Annotated in this window: 6 protein-coding genes; 3 read left to right on the top strand and 3 right to left on the bottom strand. The window is 59.7% G+C overall.

The features are described 5' to 3' along the window. From rho to ACH2EH_RS26985, 3 genes are all read right to left on the bottom strand, one after another. Nucleotides 1–1357, bottom strand: a 1357-nt coding sequence (gene rho, locus ACH2EH_RS26995; protein WP_395146593.1) for a transcription termination factor Rho, incomplete at its 3' end; no start/stop codon positions are given. A gap of 208 nt (nt 1358–1565) precedes the next feature. Then, nucleotides 1566–2510: a hypothetical protein gene (locus ACH2EH_RS26990; RefSeq protein ID WP_395146591.1), complete on the bottom strand. Its 945-nt coding sequence runs from the start codon at nt 2508–2510 to the stop codon at nt 1566–1568. A gap of 56 nt (nt 2511–2566) precedes the next feature. Further along, nucleotides 2567–4423, bottom strand: a complete 1857-nt coding sequence (locus tag ACH2EH_RS26985; protein WP_395146595.1) for an ankyrin repeat domain-containing protein — start codon at nt 4421–4423, stop codon at nt 2567–2569. A gap of 127 nt (nt 4424–4550) precedes the next feature. Here ACH2EH_RS26985 and ACH2EH_RS26980 point away from each other — a divergent pair, with 127 nt between their 5' ends. From ACH2EH_RS26980 to ACH2EH_RS26970, 3 genes are all read left to right on the top strand, one after another. Next, nucleotides 4551–5339: a WD40 repeat domain-containing protein gene (locus ACH2EH_RS26980; protein ID WP_395146589.1), complete on the top strand. Its 789-nt coding sequence runs from the start codon at nt 4551–4553 to the stop codon at nt 5337–5339. After that, nucleotides 5333–6244, top strand: a complete 912-nt coding sequence (locus tag ACH2EH_RS26975) for a WD40 repeat domain-containing protein (RefSeq protein WP_395146587.1) — start codon at nt 5333–5335, stop codon at nt 6242–6244. Before ACH2EH_RS26980 ends, ACH2EH_RS26975 begins: the two co-directional genes overlap by 7 nt. A gap of 387 nt (nt 6245–6631) precedes the next feature. After that, entirely contained in the window at nt 6632–7141 is a 510-nt protein-coding gene (locus ACH2EH_RS26970; protein WP_395146586.1) for a peptidylprolyl isomerase, read from the top strand. Nucleotides 7142–7157: the final 16 nt, after the last annotated feature.

Raw genomic sequence — 7157 nt, 5'->3', positions numbered from 1 at the left:
CCTTGAACTCCTCAAAGATAATATCGTCCATGCGGGAGCCCGTCTCCACCAGCGCCGTGGCGATAATGGTCAGGGAGCCGCCGTGCTCGATATTACGTGCCGCCCCAAAGAAGCGCTTGGGTCGGTAGATCGCCGCCGGGTCAAGACCACCCTGTAGTGTGCGCCCGGAGGGATTCACTGTCAGGTTGGAAGCGCGGGCAAAGCGCGTGATGGAGTCGAGGAGGATCACCACATCGCGGCCAACCTCCACCAGGCGTTTAGCACGCTCCAGGGTAAGATCGGCAACCCGCATGTGGTTGTCTGGCAGCTCATCGAAAGGCGAGGCGATCACTTCACCACGCACCGAGCGCCGTATGTCAGTCACTTCCTCCGGGCGCTCGTCTACTAGGAGTACCATGAGGTGAATGTCCGGGTGGTTGATTGAAATCGAGTTGGCGATCTGCTTCAGCAGAATCGTCTTACCCGCTTTCGGCGGCGCGACAATCAGGCCGCGCTGGCCCTTACCGATAGGAGACACCAGATCCATAAAGCGCATGGAGAGTGTCTTGGAGTCCAGCTCCAGCGTGATGCGTGAGTCCGGGAAGATCGGGATCAGCTCATCGAAATTGGGGCGCATGCGTGCCACATCAGGATCGAAGCCATTGATTTTCTCGACGCGTAGGAGCCCGTAGTACTTCTCCGAGTCTTTCGGAGGGCGGACAAATCCAAGTACCTGATCGCCTGTCTTGAGGCCAAAGCGCTTCACCTGTGCTTGTGCAACATAGATATCATCGTTGCCAGCGGCTAAGTTCTGCCGCCGCAAAAAACCGTACCCCTCGCTGTTGATTTCTAGAATCCCCTCACCACTGAGCGGCTCCTCGCCGTTCTGAGAGGCTTCTTCCAGCTCGCGCAGGTCGCTCCCGGCTCCTAGCGGAGCACCACTGCCGCCACGCCGGGGCGGGGCGTAGGGCGCGGCGTTCCCTCGTGCAGGACGCATGCTATGTCCGGGACGGTCTCTGCGCTCCGGGCGCTCGGGACGGTCGTAGCGTTCGGGGCGCTCGCTACGAGGAGCGGGAGCCGGTGTGGGCTCCGCAATGCGCTCGGGCAGGTCGGCCACCAGTTCCATCGCCTCTTGCTGTGTCAAAGGGGGGGGAGCGGCATTCTGGAGTAAGCGGCGGCGACGGGAGGGGGGAGCAGGAGGGGGGAGCGCGGCATCGCCAAGGAGCGATTCGGCAGCGGCAACCAGCTCAGGGGCAGGGATCGGGGCGGGGGTAGAGAGGGCAACAGGCGCTTCAGGAGCGCTTGCCACCGAAGTGGGTGCGGAGGTGTTTTCGACCCCATCAGGGTCGGAGGGCGTTGTTAAACGACGTCTAGGCATGAGAACTTTCCGAAAACGAAGCGGTCGGCGAGAGCACGACGAAACACGAAAAAGTGTAAGGGAAAGGCTCGCCGGGAAGAGTTGAAAAAAAGCAGACCACAAACCCTGAGGTTGCTTTCGTACCAGTGTATCACGTATTTCACGTGGAGCAACTTGAACTGCCTTATTTTCGGCACAAAACACGAAAAACTTCAGAATTTCAGCGGTTTTATTGCAACTGCGCAAGCTCTTGCTTGGCTTCCGATGCCGAAGCGGCTTCCTGTGCAACCCGCCGCGCCGTTTCTGAGAGCTCGGCAAAAGCCACCGTAGGCCCCATACTTTCGTCGAGCTGGTGCCCCGCAAGCCCCTCGCGCAGGGTCTCGATCTGTGCCAAAATCTCCGCACGGAGCGCCGCCGCACGCTTGGAGAGAAGTGCCGAGTTATCATGCGCCTTGGCACGCCGCTCTAGCGCATCGGCGCGCCGAGTCAGGGAGTCCGCCGTCACCCGATCCGGCTCGGTGAGCGCCTGTTGCTGAAGCTGCGCGGCTTCCAAACACAGGGTTGCCGTGTCAATGGGCTCCACAGTCACCGCAGGGAGGCGCTCAATCGCCTGCCCGAGCGCCTCGACTGCTGCTCGAATATCGGTCTCGGCTTTCTCACTAGCATCGGTCAGGAGGGCATCGCGCACCAGCCGTAGATAGGCGATTTCGAGCTCATCCACGGAGTCGCGTATCAGTCCTTCAAGTTCGACGGCATGCAGCGGCTTGTGGAGGCTCCGAAACGCCAGCCCCGAAAACGGCCCAAAGCCCAGCGCGGAGAAGCCCGCCGTCGCCGCTACAAAACTTGCCCAAGCGATATTAGGATCAAGCCCATGCTTTCTTGCCATGATAAGTACAATTATGCCCGGCAAGAGCGGCCCTAGGATGGCTGTGCACCATGCCGTTCCCTGGGTTGCCTCACTTGCCACAGAGTTGCCTACCGCAGCCTGTCGGTCGGTCATCCCCAGCCCTTTTGCCCAGAGCTTTCCTAGCACACCTAGGTGTGGCTCCGGCAAGGGAGTATTAGGTTTGTAGCTCGCCCCCCCGCCATTGGCTGCTGTCGAAGCGGCAGTGCTCCGCTGTCGGACAATGCGAGCGTGATCGTTCTCACGCAGATCTTGCGGGTAGAGTTTCATGGTTAGGGAAATTCTACCCGCAAACGGCCTTTCTACCCGCAAACAGCCTCGTGCAACTAGCGATGTGCGGTTTTGGGACGATCCGCCATCTCCATCAGCCCCAGTGTCGCCCATCCTGTTGCGCCGAAGGAGCTGTACTGCGACTCACCGCCGGGGAAGCCCGTATCAAAGAAGTAGTTGAAGGGCTGGATAGTCTTGTTCTGATACCAAGCCCCGCTCTCATCCTGCATACGGAGCAGATAGTTTGTCGCCTGGCGCAGTGCGCCGTCGGCTATGGACACCCCAGCAACTCGCAGGCTATAGAGTGCCTGCCCCGTTGCCATGGAATCGCTGGCCGTGCCCGGCTTCACACCCCAGCCCCCATCGGTGTTCTGAAGCGCGATCAGCCGCTGAGCATCGCGCTGAAGCGCCTTGGTCTCCAGCCCGGACCAGCGCAGTCCCAGCAGACGCATGGCGTGATCTTCTGTCGTTTTTCCTGGCGTTGCCTTCAGCCAGCTTTGCGCCTTTGTTAGAAGCGGTGCGCTCTGCTCCGGCTTGAGATAGCGCTTCATCCCCAGGAGCTGGAGCGTCGTGGCCGTGATGAGGCTCTCCTGCATCGGGCCACGGTGCAGAGTGAAGCGCCAGTTACCTTCAGGCTGCTGCTGCGTCGCCGCGTACTGAGCCAGAGCCGCAATCTCAGGGCTTGTCTTCGTCCGTGCGCCGTCCAGGCCCCAGAACAAATAGGCGCTGGCAATGCTCATCTCGTCCATTTCTGAGGTGGGAACAATACCGGCTAGCTTGGGGTCACTCTGGGAGAGGCCAATCAGGGGCGCAACCTGCTGGAGGTTCTCCGCAACCCGCTTCACATTGCCGTCGAGGATGCCCTGGTTCACCACAAAGCCCTTGAGACGTGCCGCACCCAGCACCGCAATCCCCAGGCCTTGGTGGTGACACGAGGCGCACTCGGACTGTGAGAGGAAGCGCTTCATCCCATTTTCCATTGCCACCAGGCTTTTTTGCACTGCGACATCGGGTTTCAGCGCCACACGAACCGGCTCCGAGCGTGCCCCTGCCGTCTTAAGCGCCGTTGTGACTCCAACAAAATGCCGCGCCTGTGCGAGCGCAATCGGTGTTTTCCCGTTGGCATCGCGCCCTGAGACACTCGCCTTCGCCTTCAGCAGGCTCTGGGCAACCGCGCTATCGCCACAGTAGCGTGCCGTCAGGTGGAGCGCCGTCGCCTTTTCTTTATCGGTCAGGTTCGGCTTCGCCCCGGCGGCGAGAAGCAGCGTAACCACTGCCTTGTGACCGTTCATTGCAGCATACATCAGCGGTGTCCGTCCGTGGCTATCGGCCTGATCCACAACAGCGCCGTGAGCCAAAAGGCGCTTAGCTGTCACGGCCTGACCCCGTCGGGCGGCGTAGATCAGTGCCGTCGCTCCATCAATATCTTGCTTTGCCAGCTCAGCGGCACTGGGTTTGAGTTTATCAATCGCCTTGGGTGCGCCAAACGCCGCCGCCAGCATGAGTGTCGTCGCTTTATCGGGGCGCTTCGAGTCCGGGGCCACTCCTTTTTCTAAAAGCGCGACAGCGTGGTCGTCAAGTCCCAGTATCACCGCGCTGACCACGGAGGAGCCATAGATTCCGCCCTCCGGCTTCGCTCCCCGGCTCGACAGCAGTGCAGCGAGCTCAGGCTTGCCTGTCATCATTGCCCAGTCCAGCGGTGTCATTTCCAGCCAGTTGGGGCGGTTGGGGTCGGCACCGTGCTCCAGTGCGGCCAGTGTCGCCGCTTTGTCGCCGTGGCGAATAGCGGTAAAAAGCTCAGCGGTCAGCGCCACCGCCTTCATATCGAGTGGGGGCGGGCCACCTTGTGCACGCACCCCGGAGATCAGAGTCAGGGCAAGCAGTGCCGCTCCTGTGGTTCGAATCAGCTTCATCAAAAACCTCCCGTTTATTGGTGCATCTTGCACCTATGCGCCACAGCATACCAAAATTTGTCGCTTCGTGGCAGAGTGGACGCGCCGCACACCAGCGGTTACAATATTCAGGATTTAAGGAGCACGTATGGATCGAGACAACCGAGAGCGTCTGCTATACCGCGGTCTGGGAATCGCCGGTGCCCTCCTGACTGTGGCAACGAGCTGCTACAGTTTTATTCAGTACCAGTCGCTCCATGCCTCGGGTGGCTGGGGCGCAGTGGGCCTAGTCTTCACCCCCGATGGCAAACGCATTATCGGCGCTGTCTCAAACTATCAGTCCGAGTATGTCACCAAGAAGGAGCTGTGGATCTGGGATGCCCAGACAGGAAAACGCTTGAGCCAGCGCCCGCGCACCGATGATGGCTCCTTAACGTCACTCCAGTTCTCACCCAGCGGTCGCTATCTTCTGTACCGTGGCTCCCTCTACGACACACAAAAGGCAACGCCATCTTTCGTCCTGCCTGATTCCGGTTTCCAGTTTGTGTTCTCCCCCGACGAGAAACGCATCCTGGTGCGTTCTTCGGAAGTGAGTGTGTGGGATATTGCTAGTCAAAAAATGCTCTGGCAGCGGCGCTATCCCTCAAAGAACTTGCTCGAAACCATCACTCTACCGAAGCAGGGAAGCCTCGTCTTGCGCTACTCGGACAGAAGCGAGCTCTGGACAACCACCTCGCCCAAACCCCAGAGATTCCCCAGAGGCCATCGCTTTTCCGGGGCCGGTGAGTCGCTACAGCGCAGCCAAAATCAGTCGGAAGACCGCCTGCTCACGGTATCCCGCTGGGGTAGCGCGGTCAAACACGAGCCCATCGGGCGGATTCTGGACTCGCGAACCGGAAAGACACTCGTCACACTGGAGGGAACCACCGGATGGTAGATGCTCCCAAATCTCTCACGCGCTCCCTGGGCTGCCTGGGAGTGATTTTCACCCTGGCGAGTATCGGCCAGATGGTTTCCTACGCCAGCTACGCCGGGGAAAACGTCGAGGGCGCTGTCTTTTCCCCGGACGGGAAAATTCTCTACGGAATCGGGGGGGACTACACACCAAACCACTGGGGTGGCGTCCTCACGGCCTGGAGTGCTGAAACGGGTAAGCGGCTCTGGCGGCAGGAGATCCAGGACAACCTCAACAACAACGACGCCCTCAGCCTCTCCCACGATGGCAAGACTCTCGTGCTCAACCGCTACGACCATCTGGCATTCCACGACACTGCAACGGGTCACCAGGCACGGCGGCTCCCCTTCCCTCACGCGCGCTACGGCAGCCACTCACTTTCGATGCCCGTGCCGTTTACCACAGACGACAAAGAAATCCTGGTGGCGATGAGCGGCGGTGCTCTGGAGGTTCTCGATGCCCAGAGTGGCAAGCGCAACGGCAAGCTGCCCTTTTCCCCCACCGAGACACTCCACGGCTGCGCACTGTCGCCCGATGGCAAGCGCCTTGTGGTCTACCAGGGCAACCAGCTTATTCTGCGCGAGTGGGCGACAAACAAAACACTGGCAAAGCAAACCGTCCAGGAGACTCATTATTTTAATGGCGGCAACCCCCTGCGCTTCTTCCCCGATGGAAAGCGCGTCCTGTTTGACGACAGTGTTTGGAATCCTGCCGAGAAGATCCTGCGCCCCTGCAACTTAGACGAGAGTCGGCTGACGTCCCCGGAGGGCACCCGGTTTGTCACGCTAGAGCAGCGCCATGGACGAAAAAACTGGCGCGAACCGCTGGGGACAATCACGAACCTCGCCGGGAAAACGATCTCACTGGAAGGCCAGACGGGCTGGTGAGCATTCAATGACGCCCGACTTTCTGTACCACCCGCGCCCGTCCCCTCCAATGGTTTCTATCCGAATCCTGCTGGGAAGCCAACGCCGTGAATGCTTGCCGGAAGAAGCTCCTTCTGGAGAACGCCCTAACGGCACCAACAACGCAGGGCGCACTGGTCATTGATGAAACGGGAGGCCGCACTTTGCGTTTCCTGTACTCGGGTAGATCTTGAAAATGTGTTTGAATACCTTGGGCTAGTGCTGACATTTCTCTCCAGTCCTCGCCCTGGTGAGCGAAACTGAAGATGATTTACCATAAGTATCCTGATGACACTAAATTTATGCGATTACCCTGTTTGTCGAGGCGATGCTGGGCTAGGGCGCGGGCTCTATGGTATCCTGAAGCCCATGTCTGCAAAACAATACAGCGCGGCTCCCGCGCTTTCCATTGACCTCGCGAAGACCTATACCGCGACGATCGAGACCAACTTAGGGACTCTGACGGCGGAGTTCTTCCCGGCGGATGCGCCTGTTACGGTCAACAACTTTGTCTTTCTGGCTCGCGAGGGCTACTACGATGGCGTGATCTTTCACCGCGTCATCAAGGGCTTTATGGTCCAGGGCGGCGATCCTACAGGAACGGGCCGTGGCGGCCCTGGCTACAAATTCGCCGACGAGCCCGTACGCCGCAAGTACCTTCGTGGGACACTCGCGATGGCGAATGCGGGGCCGAACACCAACGGTAGCCAGTTTTTTGTGATGCACTCCGACTACGCACTGCCGCCGAGCTACACGATTTTTGGCAAGCTCACGGCGGGCGAGGATGTTCTCGATGCCATTGCCACCACTCCCACGGGAGCGCAAGACCGACCCAGTACGCCAGTGACGATCCGTACGATTACCATCACGGAAGCGTAAGATAGTGCCTAAAGTT

The organism is Armatimonas sp. (assembly GCF_043760365.1).
Lineage (GTDB): Bacteria > Armatimonadota > Armatimonadia > Armatimonadales > Armatimonadaceae > Armatimonas.
Note: the sequence above shows the minus strand (reverse complement) of the source record. Positions and strands in the feature narration are given on the sequence as shown.

Bases quoted from the DNA above. Each gene is read 5' to 3' on its own strand.
- ACH2EH_RS26990 (WP_395146591.1), bottom strand. From the start codon at position 2,510: ATGAAACTCTACCCGCAAGATCTGCGTGAGAACGATCACGCTCGCATT.
- ACH2EH_RS26980 (WP_395146589.1), top strand. From the start codon at position 4,551: ATGGATCGAGACAACCGAGAGCGTCTGCTATACCGCGGTCTGGGAATC.
- ACH2EH_RS26970 (WP_395146586.1), top strand. From the start codon at position 6,632: ATGTCTGCAAAACAATACAGCGCGGCTCCCGCGCTTTCCATTGACCTC.
- ACH2EH_RS26975 (WP_395146587.1), top strand. From the start codon at position 5,333: ATGGTAGATGCTCCCAAATCTCTCACGCGCTCCCTGGGCTGCCTGGGA.
- ACH2EH_RS26985 (WP_395146595.1), bottom strand. From the start codon at position 4,423: ATGAAGCTGATTCGAACCACAGGAGCGGCACTGCTTGCCCTGACTCTG.